We start from the raw sequence: 13,742 nt of genomic DNA on the forward strand, positions 1-13,742 counted from the left end.
GCACCCTTCCGACCCCCACCCCGGGGAGCCGGAGCGCCCTCGGTGTGAACGGGCCCCGTCAGGGGCGCGGGGAACTGCGCAAAAACGGCACCCCGGGTGGACCCGCCCTCGCGGGATACCCGCGCCCGCCGCCAGGCGACTCCCGGCCAGAGAATCGTCCCGCCCGCCCCCGACTAGGTCCGGTAATCGCCCCCTTGGGAGGCCGACCGGCGGGTAGGGACCCTGCACGCCTGCCGGTCTTTGCCTGCACGAGTGTTCCTGACGGGTAGTCAGTTCAGTAATCTGACATCACGTCAGGTACCCGTTGGAGCGACGACCAGGAGTGGGATCGGCGATGCTTGGATCGACTCACGGCACGTTCACCACCGACCTCCGCGCCCGGGTCGTGGCCTGCGGCGAGCAACCGCCGGGCGCGGTCCACGGCCTGGCGGCGGCCGAGGGCGACCTGGACGTCAGCGGCCGCCCGCTGTACGCACCCGTCCCCGACCTCGACCGGTTCTTCCGGCCCGAGTCCGTCGCCGTCATCGGCGCGTCCGACACCGAAGGCCGCCCCAACACCGGCATCACCCGCCAGCTCGTCGCCTGGGCCGAGCGCGTCGGGGCCCGGCTGCACCCCGTGCACCCCACCCGCGAGACGGTCTTCGGGCTGCCCTGCGCGCGCGCCGTCGGGGAGCTGACCGGCACGGTCGACCTCGCCGTGCTGCTGGTCCGCGACCCGCTGCCGCTCGTCGACGAACTCGCCGACGCCAAGGTCAAGTTCGCGGTCGCCTTCGCCTCCGGATACGCCGAGACCGGCGAGGAGGGCGCCCGCGCCCAGGCCGACCTGGCCGCCGCCGTCGCCCGCGCGGACGGCCTGCGGCTGCTCGGGCCCAACACCAACCTCAACGCCTTCGAACCGCTGCGCGAGGACCTCGAAGGCCCCGCCATCGCCCTGATCACCCAGTCCGGGCACCAGGGGCGCCCCGTCTACGCCCTCCAGGAGCTGGGCGTACGGCTCTCCCACTGGGCTCCCACGGGCAACGAGGCCGACCTGGAGACGGCCGACTTCATCTCGTACTTCGCCGAGAGGCCCGAGGTCGGCGCGGTCGCCTGCTACGTGGAAGGGCTGAAGGACGGCCGCGCCTTCCTGCTGGCCGCCGACCGCGCCGCCCGCCGCGGCGTGCCCGTCGTCGCCGTGAAGGTCGGCCGCACCGAGACCGGTGCCCGCACCGCCGCCTCGCACACCGGCAAGCTGACCGGCGCCGACCAGGTGGTGGACGCGGCGATGCGGCAGTTCGGGGTGATCCGGGTCGACGGGCTCGACCAACTCCAGGACACCGCGACCCTGTTGGCACGCGCCAGGAAGCCTGCGGGCGGCGGCGCCGACGGGGTCGCCGTCTACTCCATCTCCGGCGGCACCGGCGCCCACTTCGCCGACCTCGCCACCGCCGCCGGACTCGACCTGCCGACCCTCTCCGCGGCCAAGCAGGACGAGCTGCACCAGTGGATACCCGACTACCTGAACGTCGCCAACCCCGTGGACTGCGGCGGCCATCCCGTCGGCGACCACCGGGGCCGCAGGATCATCGACGCGCTCCTCGCCGACCCCTCGATCGGCGTCCTGATCTGCCCCATCACCGGGCCCTTCCCGCCGATGAGCGACAGGCTCGCGCGGGACCTGGTGGACGCGGCCGAGCGGACCGACAAGCTCGTGTGCGTGGTGTGGGGCTCGCCGGTCGGCACGGAGGAGGCGTACCGCACCACCCTCCTCGGCTCCTCGCGCGTCGCCACCTTCCGCACCTTCGCCAACTGCGTCACGGCCGTGCGCGCCCACCTCGGCCACCGGCGCTTCACCAGCGGCTACCGCTCCCCCTTCGACGAGGCCCCGCGCACCCCCTCCCCGTCCTTCCGCAAGGCCCAGGCCCTGATGCGGCCCGGCAGGCAGCTGAGCGAGCACTCCGCGAAGCAGCTCCTGCGGGCGTACGGGATACGGGTGCCGCGCGAGCAGCTGGTGACCAGCGCGGCGGCGGCCGTCCGGGCGGCCGGGCTGGTCGGCTACCCGGTGGTGATGAAGGCGTCCGGCGCGCACATCGCGCACAAGACCGAGCTGGGCCTGGTCCGGGTCGGCCTGACATCGGCCAGCCAAGTGCGCGACACCTACCGCGAGTTGATGGACATCGCGCGGTACGAGGAGATCGACCTGGACGGCATCCTGGTGTGCCAGATGGTGGAGCGCGGCGTGGAGATGGTCGTCGGCGTCACGCACGACGAACTCTTCGGCCCGACGGTCACGGTCGGCCTGGGCGGGGTCCTGGTGGAGGTGCTGGGCGACGCGGCGGTCCGCGTACCGCCCTTCGGGGAGCGGGACGCGCGGGCGATGCTGGAGGAGCTGCGGGGCCGCGCCCTGCTCGACGGCGTGCGCGGCGGACCGCCGGTGGACGTGGACGCACTCGTGGAGGTCGTGCTGCGGGTGGAGCGGATGGCGCTCGAACTGGGCGACGAGCTGGCGGAGTTGGACATCAACCCGCTGATGGTGCTGCCCCGGGGGCAGGGCGCGGTGGCACTGGACGCGCTGGCGGTGTGCCGGTGAGCGGCCGCGTGGCGAGCGGGGAAGGCGGGAAGAGCGGGGAAGGCGGGAAGGGTGGGGAGGGCGCGGCCGTCGGGGAGGCGGGCACGTCGGGCGCCGCCCCTGCCCCCGACTCCGACGTACTGCACCGCGTCGAGAACGGCGTCTCCTGGATCACCCTCAACCGGCCCGCCGCCATGAACGCCCTCACCTGGGACCAGCGCGAGCGCGTCATCGGGCTGCTCGCCGACGCCTCCGCCGACCCCGACGTGCGCGCGGTCGTCGTCACCGCGACCGGCAGGGGCTTCTGCGCGGGCGCCGATCTGCGCGGCGGCCCCGACACCGGGCGCGAGCGCGTCGCGGGCGACGTGGCGCGGACCATCAGGCGCGGCGCGCAGCGCTTCGTCGCGGCCGTCATGGACTGCGAGAAGCCGGTGATCGCCGCAGTGAACGGCACGGCCGCCGGGCTCGGCGCGCACCTCGCGTTCGCCTGCGACCTGGTGATCGCGGCCGAGGGCGCTCGGTTCATCGAGGTGTTCGTGCGCAGGGGGCTGGTGCCCGACGGGGGCGGCGCCTATCTGCTGCCGCGCCTGATCGGGCCGCAGCGCGCCAAGGAGCTGATGTTCTTCGGCGACGCGCTCCCGGCGGCGGACGCGGAGCGGCTCGGGCTGGTCAACCGGGTCGTGGCGGCGGAAGAGCTGGAGAAGACGGCCCGCGAGTGGGCCGAGCGGCTGGCCCGGGGGCCGACGCGGGCGCTCGCGCTCACCAAGCATCTGGTGAACTCTTCACTGGACGGCGACAGGTCGGCGGCGTTCGCGGCGGAGGCGGCGGCGCAGGAGGTCAACATGACGACGGCGGACGCGCGGGAGGGCGTGGCGGGCTTCGTGGAGCGGCGCACGCCGACGTACCGGGGGCGCTAACCCTTCCCCCCGGCCTCCCCGGTCCCCTTCGCCTCCCCGGTCTCCTTGTGGAGGACCAGTACGCCGTCGTCCTCGGAGTTGCCGACGCGGAGGAAGAGTCCGGGGCGGTCGGCCGTCCCTGTGATCTGCCAGATCCGCTCCCGGCATCCGGGGCCCCGCACGGCCGCCCCGTCCCGGCTGCGCCCGGTGTCGGGCGAGAAGCTCCAGGTGCCGTCGCCGTCGCAGGCGGGGGCGTCCTCGTCCCGGCCGTCGTGGGGGAGGTTCCTGAACGCGGCCCCGCCGTCCGCGTCGAGCCGCAGTTCGGTGCCGTCCTCGCCGCGCCACACCCCGACGTACTGCGTCCTGGACAGTTTCGGCGGCTCGTACGCGCTGTAGTGCCCGGTCTTCGCGGCGCCCAGCGCGCAGCCGAGCGTCAGCGCGACCCCGGTGAAGGCGAGGATCGCGCCGAAGCCCCACGTGTCCGCCACGGACATCTCGCGGCGCTCCGCGTACGCGGCGCCGAGCAGCGGGAGCACGCCGCTGAGCGCGACCCACCACCAGTCGGCCCAGCCGATCGCGGTCGCGTACGCGGCGCCCAGCGCCAGTGAGACCCCGACCGAGCAGAGCAGCGGCACTCCGCCAAAGCCCCCGAAGCCCTTGGAGACCTCGGAGCCCTTGGAGCCCTTGGAGCCCTTGAACGGCGAGCGCGTCGCCAGCCGCTCCCCGGCCCACTTCGCGGGCAGCGTGAGCAGGAGCGAGTGGACGACGCCCAGAGCGGTCAGGATGAAAGGCGCGAAGACGAACACACTGCACAGACCGGCGAACAGGATTTCGCCCGCGTACCCGATGTCGTAGTCGTCCCGGGCCGCCGAGACGACCTGGTACGCCGTCCCGAAGGTGACCAGTTGCGCGGCCGAGGTCACGCTCGTCGCCAGCGCCACCTCGTTGAAGGTGCGCGACTTCGGGCCCGGTGGATAGCCCCTCGGTCCGGGGTACACCGGTAGCCCCTGTATGCCCTGCAACCCATCGTCCCACCCCGTGTCCCGCCCCATGCCGAGGACAGTACGCCCCGGCCCTTCCCGGCCTCCGCCCCCCTTCCCATCTGACGGTCCGTCAGCTTCAATGGGCGGTGTGATGGGACATGCGGGGATGGCGGCCACCGCCGTCCGATACCTCCGGTCGGTGGGCGCGGCCACGACGGCCGAGCCCTCGGAGCCCTACGACCCGCGGCCACGCCGACGGCTGCGGGCCGTGGGGGACGACGAGCGGGCACGGGATCGGGTACGGGTCGACCCGGCCGAATTCCGGGCCGTGCTCGGGCACTTCGCGAGCGGGGTCACCGTCGTCACGACGCGCGACGAGGACGGGCCCACGGGGTTCGCGTGCCAGTCCTTCGCCTCGCTCTCCCTCGATCCGCCGCTCGTCGTCTTCATGGTCGGCCGCGGGTCCACGACGTGGCCGCGGATCGCCCGCGCGGGGTTCTTCTGCGTGAACGTGCTGGGCGCGGAACAGGGCGGGCTGTGCCGGGGGTTCGCGGTGAGCGGCGCGGACAAGTTCGCGGGGGTGGGGTACGGGGAAGCGCCCGTCACCGGCGCCCCGCTGCTGGACGGGGTCCCCGCGTGGGTGGACTGCCGGGTGCACGCGGTGCACACGGGCGGGGACCACCTGATCGTGGTGGGGCGGGTGGAGGCGCTCGGCAGTACGGAGGGGGAGGGCGGGGAGCCGCTGCTGTTCCACCGGGGACGGTTCGGCCGGCTCGCCCGGTGAGGCGGCGGCGCCCGCTGCCGAGCCGCGCCGCCCCGGGGGCTCCGCCGTGCGGGCGCACGACGGAGCCGGACCTCGACGCCGCGCCTAGCGGGGCGCCAGGGACGTCAGGAGTTCCGCGAAGGGACGCGGACGGCTGAAGTAGCCCACGTGCGAGGCGGCCAGCGTGTGGACGTCGAACGGGTTGTGGGGCGTCAGCGCGTCCGCCGTGCGGATCATGTAGTCCTGCACGGCAGGGGGCATGCTCCGGTCTTCGGAGAGGCGCACGAAGGTGTGCGGGACCCTCCCCCACGACTCGGCCCTGGCCACCGCCCCCTCTTCCAGGACCGCGTGGTTCTCGTCCGGGTCCATGGAGTCCAGCAGCATCCGGAACTGGTGGTCGGTGCCGTCCGCCATCACGGCCTCCTTGAGCTGGGCGAAGAGCCCGGGATCGGCGTGCGCCGCACGCCAGTTGAGCCGTACGACGCCTTGGGCGTCCGGGATCGGCACGGCGATGCGCGCCGCCGCGGCGTCCAGCAGGTTGTCGTCGACGACGTCCCACGCGTCGGTGACCATCGACGGGTCGCCGAGGCAGGCGGCGGAGAGGTAGACGACGCGGTCGAGGAGTTCGGGCACGGCGTTGGCGACCGCGGTGACGGTCAGGCCGCCGAAGCTGTTGCCCACCAGGACCAGGGGCCCCGAAGGGGCGAGCCCGCGCAGGACGTCCACCACGTGGCGCACGTTGTCCCGCAAGGTGACGCCCCGCATCGGGGAGGGGGCGGCGGCCAGCGCCGCCAGGTCCTGCGGCTGCCGGTAGTAGGCGGCCGGGTGGTCGGCGCCGTCGCCGTGACCGGGCAGGTCGACGGCGTACGACCGGTGGCCGTGCAGTGCCAGCTCGTTCTGCAACGGCCCCCAGGCGCGGGCGTTGCTCGACCCGCCGGGAACGAAAACGAAAGTGGGGCGGTGGGTGGTGCTCATGGGAAATCCCTCGTCATCCTGAGGCGAAAGGCGAACGGTTCGCGGATGACCGGGTGCCGACGAACGCTCGGGTCAGCACCGAGTCAGGGACGCCGAACGGATGCGCAGAGAATGCCGGTTGTGGATTCCTGAGTACATGATCGGGACCCTAGCCCCCGCCCGGTGGCACCCGCCACCGATTTGTCGCGCGCGGCCCCGAGGCCCCTACCAGTCCCGCTCGACCCCCGCCCATCCGGGCCCCAGCACCCGCACGCGCCCCGCGTCCCCGTACCCCGTGTGCCGCCACTGCGCGAACGCCCGCGCCACGCGCCGCGCCTCCACGGCCTCGTCGGCGCCGTACGTGACCCGTACCTCCGCGAAGCCCCGGCCCCCCGCCTTCCGCACCCGGACCTCGGTGACGTGCGACGCGATCGCGTCGTCGTCACCGGTGGCGTTCGACGCGAGGAAGTCGAGGAAGGCACCGCGCATCGGGAACCACCGCTCGGGCCCGGCGGTCGGAGCGGCGGCGCAAGGGCCGCCCTGGTCGTCGGAGGTCGCATCGGGCGACTCGCCCTGGTCGTCAGAGGTTTCGTCGGGCAGGACCCCCTGATCGTCAGAGGTCCCGTCCGGCAACGCACCTTGGTCGTCAGAGGTCTCGTCGGGCAACGCCCCCTGATCGTCAGACGTTTCGTCCGGCAACGCATCCTGATCGTCGGACGTCAGATCCGGCTGTTCCCCCTGATCGTCCGACGTGAGGTCGGGCCCCGCCCCCTGATCGTCCGACGTCCGATCCGGCCCCGCCCCCTGATCGTCCGACGTCCGGTCCCCCGGACCGCCGCCCCCGCCTCCGCACTCCTCCCCGCCCAGCGCCGACACCGCCCCCGGCGGCACCGGACCCGCCGACCGCGTCCCGTCCGTGCCGCAGGCACCCAGCAGCAGCGCCCCCGCCATCGTCACCGCCGACGCCGCGGCCACACCCGTCAGCCGTACGTTCCTCCGCATGCGCGCACCCCCTGCCGGGAAGAGGGGCGCACGCGACCCGGGGTTCCGCTCAGGCCGCCGCGACCTCCCCCCGCGAACCGCCGGCTCCGCCGGACCCGCCGGCCCCGCCCCGCTTCCTGATCACCAGCGCCATCAGCGCCGCCGCCGCGCACAGCCCGCCCGAGGCGTACCAGACCACGTCGTACGAGCCGAACACGTCCCTGGCCACTCCGCCCGCGTACGCGACGACCGCCGCACCCACCTGGTGCGAGGCCAGGACCCAGCCGAAGACGATCGCCGAGTCCTCGCCGTAGTGCTCGCGGCAGAGCGCGATCGTCGGCGGGACGGTGGCGACCCAGTCCAGGCCGTAGAAGACGATGAAGAAGACCATCGGCGGGTGGACGGACGGCGCGAGCAGCATCGGCAGGAAGAGCAGCGAGACGCCGCGCAGCGCGTAGTACACCGCGAGGAGGCGCCGCGCCTCGAAGCGGTCGGTGAACCAGCCCGACGCGATCGTGCCGATCACGTCGAAGACGCCGATGACGGCGAGGAGTCCGGCCGCGGCCGTGACGGGCATGCCGTGGTCGTGGGACGCGGGCACGAAGTGCGTCTGGATCAGCCCGTTCGTGGACGCGCCGCAGATCGCGAACGTCCCGGCGAGCAGCCAGAAGGGGCCGGTCCGCGCCGCCGAGAGGAGCACCGTGACCGCGCGCCGCGCGGCGCCCCTGGCGGGCGGCGGCTTGGGGACGAACTCGTCGGAGCCGTACGGCGCGAGCCCCACGTCCGCCGGGTGGTCGCGCAGCAGCAGCCAGACGAACGGGACGACGGCGAGCGCCGCCAGCGCGACCGTCACGGCGGCGGGGCGCCAGCCGTGGTGCTCCACGAGCCACGACAGCAGCGGCAGGAAGATCAGCTGGCCGGAGGCGGACGCGGCGGTGAGGATGCCGGTGACCAGCCCGCGCCGCTCGGTGAACCAGCGGTTGGTGACCGTCGCCGCGAAGGCGAGGGCCATGGAGCCGCTGCCGAGGCCGACGAGCAGGCCCCAGTACAGGATCAGCTGCCAGGCCGCGGTCATGAAGACGGTGAGCCCCGAGCCCGCCGCGATGACCGCCAGCGCGACGGCGACGACCCGGCGGATGCCGAAGCGGTCCATGAGCGCGGCGGCGAACGGCGCGGTGATCCCGTACAGCGCGAGGTTGACCGAGACGGCGAGCCCGATCGTGCCGCGCGACCAGTCGAACTCGTCGTGCAGCGGGTCGATGAGGATGCCGGGCAGCGAGCGGAAGGCCGCGGCGCCGATGATCGTGACGAAGGTGACCGCCGCGACGAACCAGGCGCGGTGGACGCGGCCGGGGCGGCGGGGCGCGGGCGCACCGGGCTCGGGCGCTCCTGATTCGGGCGCATCGAATTCGGGCGTACCTGGTTCGGGGGCGCCGGGCGCCTTGCGGGCGTTGCTTGTCTGGGTCACGTCACACAGCTTCGGGGGCGGCGGCCGGGGCCCACGAGTGGCCGAAGTGACATGCACCGCAGAGATCTGGCCACGGCCGCTCGTACGATGGAGCCATGTCCGCACACCGCCCGCACCGCGTCGTCGTCCTCGCGCTGGACGGCATCCTCCCCTTCGAGCTGGGCATCCCGCACCGCGTCTTCGGCCGCGCCAAGGACCCCGTGGACGGCCGGCCGCTGTACGAGATCGTCACGTGTTCCGTACGCCCTCCGGGGCCCGTGCGCACCGACGCGGACTTCTCCATCGACGTCCCGCACGGCCCCGAGGCGCTGGCGGACGCGGACACCGTCGTCGTCCCGGCGTCGTACGAGCTGGGTCCCGTGTACGAGGAGGGGCGGCTGACCGACGAACTGGCCGCCGCGTTCGCGCACGTGCGGCCCGGGACGCGGCTGGTCTCCATCTGCACGGGCGGCTACGTGCTGGCCGCGGCCGGCTTCCTCGACGGCCGCCCGGCGACCACGCACTGGGCGTCGGCCGACCACTTCCAGCGGCTCTTCCCCTCGGTACGGGTCGACCCGGACGTGCTGTTCATCGACGACGGCTCCGTGCTGACGTCGGCCGGGGTCGCCGCGGGGCTCGACCTGTGCCTGCACATCGTGCGCCGCGACCACGGGACGGCGATCGCCAACGAGGTCGCGCGGCGCACCGTCGTGCCGCCCCACCGGGACGGCGGTCAGGCGCAGTTCATCCTGCGCCCCGTCCCCGAACCGCAGCTCGCCACGACGACGTCGGCCCGCGCGTGGGCACTGGCGCGCCTCGAACAGCCCCTGCAACTGAGGGACTTGGCGGAGCAGGAGTCGATGTCGGTACGGACGTTCACGCGCCGCTTCCGCGAGGAGGTGGGCATGACCCCGGGCCAGTGGCTCACCCAGCAGCGCGTGGAGCGGGCGCGGCAGCTCCTGGAGTCCTCCGACCTGTCGGTGGACCGCGTCGCGCGCGACAGCGGCTTCGGCACGGCGACGTCGCTGCGGCAGCACCTGCAGGCGGCGCTCGGCGTCTCCCCCACCACCTACCGCCGCACGTTCCGCACGCCGCACGCCGGTTCTCCGGCCCTGCGGGAAAATTCTCCGTGCGGGTCCGCCGACATCGGCTAGGGTGCGCCGAATGCCGACGATCAAGCAGGTCCAGATCACCTTCGACTGCGCCTCGCCCGAGCGCGTCGCCCGGTTCTGGTGCGAGGTGCTGGGGTACGACCCGGTCTCCCCGCCCGAAGGGTTCGACAGCTGGGACGCGTACAACCTCACCCTGCCCGCCGACGAGCGGGACGCGTGGTTCGCGTGCGGCGATCCGACCGGGGCGGGGCCGCGCCTGTACTTCCAGCGCGTTCCCGAGGGGAAGGTCGCCAAGAACCGGGTCCACATCGACGTGCGGGCCGGGGCCGGGCTCGTCGGCGAGGAGCGGCTGGCCGTGCTCAGGGCCGAGTCCGCGCGGCTGGTCGCGCTCGGCGCGGTGGAGGACCTGGTGCTGCTCGCCGACGGCGTCAACGAGTCGTGCATCAACATGCGGGACGTCGAGGGCAACGAGTTCTGCCTCGACTGAGGCCTCGACCGAGGCCTCGACCGAGGCCCGTGCCCGGGACGGGTGCGGCGGCCCGCACGGGCCGCTACGCCGCCCCGTCCTCGCAGGGGACCCTGACCGCCGGGCCCGGGACGGGCGCGGCCGCCGCGGGCCGGACGATCCGCCGCTCGCCCACCGCGCCGACCACCGTGAGCACCAGCGTCAGCCCGACCCCCGCGAGGATCGCGGTCGACGGCGCGACCACCTTCAGCAGCGCACCTGCCAGGGTCCCGCTCGCCGCGTATCCGGCGCCCACCGCCGCGTACATCACCGAGTAGCCCGCCGCCAGGGCGCTCGGCGGCAGCGTCGCGCGCAGCGTGAGGTTGCGGGTGAGCATCGTGCCCGCCTGGACGACGCCCGCCACCACGAGCCCGGCCGCGATCGCCGCGGCCCACGGCAGGACGGCGACGACGGCGACGCAGCCCGACACCGTCAGCATCAGGACCAGGCTCTGGACGTGGACGCGGCCCGGCCAGCTCCGCAGTCCGTACACGAACGCGCCCGCCGCCGAGCCGACCGAGAACCCGGCGAGCAGCGGGCCCGACCAGCCGATGCCGATGTCCCGCTGCTCCAGGAGCGCGGGCAGGATCAGCTCGGCGAGCGCGAGCAGCGACAGGCTCGCCGCGCCGGTCACGTACACCGGCCAGGCGCGCGCCAGGATCCGGCCCATCGAGTCGTCGCCCCGGTCGGACTCGTCCGCGCGCCAGCCCTGCGGCAGCCCCCAGAGCCCGGCGGTGGCCGCGGCCATCAGCAGGCCCGCGAGGAGCAGCGGCAGGTACGGGGCCGCGCCCAGCGCGAGCCCCGCGGTGAGGGCGGGCGCGACCGCCCAGATGCCGAAGGTGAGGACGGACTCCAGGCTCATCGCCTGCGCTGCGGCCCGCTCGGGGACCAGGTCCGTGAGCATCGCGCGCAGCCCGCCGGGCGCGGCGGAGGGTCCCGCGCCCGCGGCGAAGGCGAAGACGCCGAGCACGACGGGGTGGGCGCCGTGCGCGAGGCCGACGCCGAGGAATCCGGCGGCGCCGACGGCGAGCCCGGCCGCGAGGTGCGGCCTGGCCCGCTCGGGCCGCAGCCTGGTCCCCAGGAGCGGGGCGCCGATGATCTCGCCGAGGACGTAGACGGCGGCGAGCACCGCGCCGAGCGTGTAGCCGCCGGGCCGCTCGCGGACCAGGAAGACCAGGGCGAGCGGGGCCATGGCGACGGGCATCCGGGCGCCGACGGCGACCGCTCCCCAGCCGATCACGGGTCGTGTGATGATCTCGCGGTACGCCATGGGGGCGACCGTATCCCGGCCCCCGGCCCCCCTCTCAACCGGTTAACGACAGGCCCCGCTCCAACCGGTCGACGACGGGCCCCGGGGGCTTCAGAACACGAACACGCCCCGCGCGACCCGCCCGTTCTCCAGGTCGTCGACGGCCCGGTCGAAGTCGTCGATGCCGTACGTCCGCGAGACCAGCTCGTCGAGCATCAGGCGCCCCTGCCCGTACAGCCGGGTGTACAGCTCCACGTCCCGCTGGGGCCGGGACGAGCCGTAGCGGCAGCCGAGCACGGACTTGTCGAGGAAGAGCGAGGCGGGCACGAAGGCCGCTTCCGCGTCGGCGGCGGACATGCCGAGCAGGACGGCCTGGCCGTGCCGGTCGAGGAGGTCGATCGCGGCGCGCACGAGGGCGGTGCGGCCGACGCACTCGAAGACGTGGTCGGCGCCGGTGGGCAGCACGTCGCGCACGTGCTCGGTACCGGTCGTGAAGTGCGTGGCGCCGAAGCTCCTGGCGAGCGCCTCCTTGGCCGGGTTGACGTCCACGGCGACGATCGGGGACGCCCCGGCGAGCCTGGCGCCCTGGAGGACGTTGAGCCCGACGCCGCCCGTGCCGATGACGACGACGCTCTCGCCGAGGCCGACGCGGGCGCGGTTGCGCACGGCGCCGACGCCGGTGAGGACGCCGCAGCCGATGAGCGCGGCGGAGGGGAAGGGCACGCTCTCGGGGATCTTCACGGCCTGCACGGCCTTGACGACGGTCCGCTCGGCGAAGGCGGAGGTGGCCGCGAACTGGTGCTGGACGGGGCCGAGGGACCGGGTGAAGGGCCGGTCCGGCCTGCCGATCGCCTTGCGGCACATGGTGGGGCGGCCCCGGCCGCAGTCGGGGCAGGTGCCGCAGTTGGCGATGGTGGCGAGCGCGACGTGGTCGCCGGGAGCGACGTGCCCGACCCCGTCCCCGACGGCCTCGACGACGCCCGCGCCCTCGTGGCCGAGCACCACGGGCACGGGGAAGGGGATGACGCCCGCCACGACCGCGAGGTCGCTGTGGCACAGGCCCGCGGCCCGGATGCCCACCAGCACCTCGCCGGGTCCGGGACCGCGCACCTCCAGGTCGTCCACTACCTCGGCCCGCTTGCCGTCGAACACGACGCCCTTCATCGTGCCTCCCTGGGTAGGCCGAGCACCCGCTCGGCGATGATGTCGCGCTGGATCTCGTCGGAGCCGCCGTAGACGGTGTCGGCCCGCGAGAAGAGGAACAGCCGCTGTGCGTCGTCGATCCGGTACGCGTCGCCGCCCTGCCAGGGGGCCGGTCCCACGGTGGCGGCGGCGCCGCGTACCTCCACGGCCAGCTCGCCCAGGCGCTGGTGCCAGCGGCCCCACAGCAGCTTGGCGACGCTGGCGGCGCCGGGCTCGCCGCTGCCGAGGGTGCGCAGGGCGTTCCACCGCATGACGCGCAGCTCGCACCACTGGCGTACGAGGCGTTCGCGGAGCACGGGGTCGCGGGGCGCGCCGAGCCCGCGCACGACGTCCGCCAACTCGACCTCGAAGCCCACTTGTTGGGCGAGCGTGGAGACTCCGCGCTCCAGATCGAGGAGTCCCATCGCGACCCGCCAGCCCTCGCCCTCCCGCCCGACGACCTCGTCCGCGTGCGCCCCGTCGAAGAAGACCTCGTTGAACTCGCTGTCGCCCGACATCTGCCGGATCGGCCGCACCTCGACGCGGCCCGGCTGGTCCATCGGCACCAGCAGCAGCGAGAGCCCCCGGTGGCGGCGCGAGCCGGGCTCGGTCCTGGCGAGGACGAAGCAGCGGTCTGCGTCGGCCGCGAGCGAGGTCCACACCTTCTGCCCCGTGACGCGGTGCCCGCGCCCGTCCCGCTCGGCGACGGTCCTGACGCCCGCGAGGTCCGAGCCCGCGCCGGGCTCGCTGTACCCCTGGCACCAGAGCTCCTCGCCCCGGGCGATCGGGGGGAGGAACCTGTCGCACTGCTCGCGGGTGCCGTACGCGACGAGGGTGGGGGCGAGGAGGTTCTCGCCGATGTGCCCGGCGCGGGCGGGGGCGCCGGAGCGGGCGTACTCCTCGGCCCAGGCGACCTGTTGGGTGAGGGTGGCGGTGCGGTTGCCGTAGTCGGGGCGGTGGGCGGGGCGGGGCCAGCCGATGCCCACCCACCCGCCCCCGCCGAGTTCGCGCTCCCACTCGCGCGGGGGGAGGCGGGTGGGCAGGTGCGCGTCGAGCCACGCGGCGGCGGTGCGCCGGAAGTCGAGGTCCTCCGGCGGGAAACGAAAGTCCACGGTGTCCTCC

At 74.4% G+C, this 13,742-nt stretch carries 12 protein-coding genes; 5 read left to right on the forward strand and 7 right to left on the reverse strand.

The features are described from left to right. Nucleotides 1-334 precede the first annotated feature (334 nt). A complete protein-coding gene (locus tag ACIBNE_RS07480) occupies nt 335-2,569 on the forward strand; it encodes an acetate--CoA ligase family protein (protein ID WP_399270505.1) in 2,235 nt (744 codons plus the stop codon). A gap of 119 nt (nt 2,570-2,688) precedes the next feature. Continuing rightward, entirely contained in the window at nt 2,689-3,465 is a 777-nt protein-coding gene (locus tag ACIBNE_RS07485) for an enoyl-CoA hydratase/isomerase family protein (protein WP_399271258.1), read from the forward strand. Here ACIBNE_RS07485 and ACIBNE_RS07490 read toward each other — a convergent pair. Further along, a complete protein-coding gene (locus ACIBNE_RS07490; protein ID WP_399270506.1) occupies nt 3,462-4,442 on the reverse strand; it encodes a hypothetical protein in 981 nt (326 codons plus the stop codon). The two genes, ACIBNE_RS07485 and ACIBNE_RS07490, sit on opposite strands and share 4 nt — an antisense overlap. A 151-nt stretch (nt 4,443-4,593) precedes the next feature. On the opposite strand from ACIBNE_RS07490, the gene ACIBNE_RS07495 reads away from it, so the two are divergent. Further along, a complete protein-coding gene (locus tag ACIBNE_RS07495; RefSeq protein ID WP_399271259.1) occupies nt 4,594-5,211 on the forward strand; it encodes a flavin reductase family protein in 618 nt (205 codons plus the stop codon). An 84-nt stretch (nt 5,212-5,295) separates the two neighbouring features. Here ACIBNE_RS07495 and ACIBNE_RS07500 read toward each other — a convergent pair whose 3' ends face one another. The 3 genes from ACIBNE_RS07500 to ACIBNE_RS07510 all read right to left on the reverse strand — a co-directional run bounded on the left by ACIBNE_RS07500 (nt 5,296) and on the right by ACIBNE_RS07510 (nt 8,593). Continuing rightward, nucleotides 5,296-6,165, reverse strand: a complete 870-nt coding sequence (locus ACIBNE_RS07500; RefSeq protein WP_399270507.1) for an alpha/beta hydrolase — start codon at nt 6,163-6,165, stop codon at nt 5,296-5,298. Between the two features lie 204 nt (nt 6,166-6,369). Further along, complete coding sequence (locus ACIBNE_RS07505; RefSeq protein WP_399270508.1) at nt 6,370-6,777, reverse strand: hypothetical protein; 408 nt, start codon at nt 6,775-6,777, stop codon at nt 6,370-6,372. 418 nt (nt 6,778-7,195) lie between these two features. After that, complete coding sequence (locus ACIBNE_RS07510) at nt 7,196-8,593, reverse strand: MFS transporter (protein ID WP_399270509.1); 1,398 nt, start codon at nt 8,591-8,593, stop codon at nt 7,196-7,198. A 95-nt stretch (nt 8,594-8,688) separates the two neighbouring features. On the opposite strand from ACIBNE_RS07510, the gene ACIBNE_RS07515 reads away from it, so the two are divergent. Next, the gene (locus ACIBNE_RS07515; protein ID WP_399270510.1) at nt 8,689-9,726 is read left to right on the forward strand and encodes a GlxA family transcriptional regulator; all 1,038 of its coding nucleotides are present in this window, start codon (nt 8,689-8,691) and stop codon (nt 9,724-9,726) included. Nucleotides 9,727-9,736: 10 nt separating this feature from the next. Beyond that, entirely contained in the window at nt 9,737-10,171 is a 435-nt protein-coding gene (locus ACIBNE_RS07520) for a VOC family protein (RefSeq protein ID WP_399270511.1), read from the forward strand. Nucleotides 10,172-10,235: 64 nt separating this feature from the next. Here ACIBNE_RS07520 and ACIBNE_RS07525 read toward each other — a convergent pair whose 3' ends face one another. The 3 genes from ACIBNE_RS07525 to ACIBNE_RS07535 form a co-directional block, all read right to left on the reverse strand. Next, the gene (locus tag ACIBNE_RS07525; protein ID WP_399270512.1) at nt 10,236-11,459 is read right to left on the reverse strand and encodes an MFS transporter; all 1,224 of its coding nucleotides are present in this window, start codon (nt 11,457-11,459) and stop codon (nt 10,236-10,238) included. Between the two features lie 90 nt (nt 11,460-11,549). After that, the gene (locus ACIBNE_RS07530; protein ID WP_399270513.1) at nt 11,550-12,602 is read right to left on the reverse strand and encodes an alcohol dehydrogenase catalytic domain-containing protein; all 1,053 of its coding nucleotides are present in this window, start codon (nt 12,600-12,602) and stop codon (nt 11,550-11,552) included. Next, the gene (locus tag ACIBNE_RS07535) at nt 12,599-13,732 is read right to left on the reverse strand and encodes an acyl-CoA dehydrogenase family protein (RefSeq protein WP_399270514.1); all 1,134 of its coding nucleotides are present in this window, start codon (nt 13,730-13,732) and stop codon (nt 12,599-12,601) included. The genes ACIBNE_RS07530 and ACIBNE_RS07535 overlap by 4 nt, the downstream gene beginning before the upstream one ends. Nucleotides 13,733-13,742 lie beyond the last annotated feature (10 nt).

Origin of the sequence: Streptomyces sp. NPDC050504, from assembly GCF_044458065.1 — a bacterium.
Classification (GTDB): Bacteria; Actinomycetota; Actinomycetes; order Streptomycetales; family Streptomycetaceae; genus Streptomyces.

Excerpts from the sequence above, each read along its gene's own strand:
- ACIBNE_RS07480 (WP_399270505.1), top strand. The coding sequence starts at position 335 with ATGCTTGGATCGACTCACGGCACGTTCACCACCGACCTCCGCGCCCGG.
- ACIBNE_RS07525 (WP_399270512.1), bottom strand. The coding sequence starts at position 11,459 with ATGGCGTACCGCGAGATCATCACACGACCCGTGATCGGCTGGGGAGCG.
- ACIBNE_RS07530 (WP_399270513.1), bottom strand. The coding sequence starts at position 12,602 with ATGAAGGGCGTCGTGTTCGACGGCAAGCGGGCCGAGGTAGTGGACGAC.
- ACIBNE_RS07515 (WP_399270510.1), top strand. The coding sequence starts at position 8,689 with ATGTCCGCACACCGCCCGCACCGCGTCGTCGTCCTCGCGCTGGACGGC.
- ACIBNE_RS07520 (WP_399270511.1), top strand. The coding sequence starts at position 9,737 with ATGCCGACGATCAAGCAGGTCCAGATCACCTTCGACTGCGCCTCGCCC.
- ACIBNE_RS07500 (WP_399270507.1), bottom strand. The coding sequence starts at position 6,165 with ATGAGCACCACCCACCGCCCCACTTTCGTTTTCGTTCCCGGCGGGTCG.
- ACIBNE_RS07495 (WP_399271259.1), top strand. The coding sequence starts at position 4,594 with ATGGCGGCCACCGCCGTCCGATACCTCCGGTCGGTGGGCGCGGCCACG.